Origin of the sequence: Cupriavidus sp. SS-3 (assembly GCF_035818815.1) — a bacterium.
GTDB classification, from domain to species: Bacteria; Pseudomonadota; Gammaproteobacteria; order Burkholderiales; family Burkholderiaceae; genus Cupriavidus; species Cupriavidus taiwanensis_C.
In genome coordinates, this window is the sequence record NZ_JAYLVT010000056.1 from 1 (window position 1) to 737 (window position 737).

General features: G+C 70.7%; 1 protein-coding gene. It reads right to left on the reverse strand.

The features are described 5' to 3' along the window. Nucleotides 1-737, reverse strand: a 737-nt coding sequence (locus U9J39_RS29400) for a condensation domain-containing protein (protein ID WP_326348804.1), incomplete at both ends; no start/stop codon positions are given.

Genomic DNA, 737 nt, shown 5'->3' on the forward strand with positions numbered 1-737 from the left:
CGCAGCACTTCGCCGAGCAGCTGCGCGGTGCTCCAGCCGTCGAGCAGCAGGTGGTGCACGGTCCAGACCAGATGATGGCGGTGCGCGCCGGTGCGCAGCAGCGCCAGGCGCATCAGCGGCGGCCGCTCCAGGTCGAAGCGCTGGCCCAGTTCGGCGGCGGCAAAGCGGTCCAGCTCGGCGGCGTCGCGGCCGGTCCAGTCCGCATGGGTGAGCGGCAGCCGCACCGAGCGGGACACCCACTGCAGCGGCTGCTCGCCACGATGCAGGAAGCCGCAGCGCAGGCTGTCGTGGCGCGCGAGCGCGGCCTGCCATGCCGCGATAAAGCGCGCCGGATCGAGTCCGTCGATATCGACGCGCAGCTGGTTGGTATAGGCACTGCCCTCGGGCGCCAGCACACTGTGGAAGAGCATGCCGGCCTGCATCGGCGAGAGCGGATAGAGGTCCTGCACCTGCGCGGGATCGAGCTTCAGCGCAGCGAGTCCTGACTGCGTCAGCCGCGCCAGCGGGAAATCGCTGGGCGTAACGCCGGCGGCGCCCGCATTGCAATGGGCAATCAGCGCTTCCAGTTCCTCGCGCAAGGCTGCGCCGAGTCGGCGCACCGTCTGCGCCTGATGGCGTGCGCGGCTGAAGGCGAGCGTCAGACGCAGCTGGCCATCCAGCACCTGCCCGCTGACCGACAACGGATGCGACAGCGGCGTGGCCGGATCCTGGCTGGCGCCTGCGCTGTCAGTCGAGAG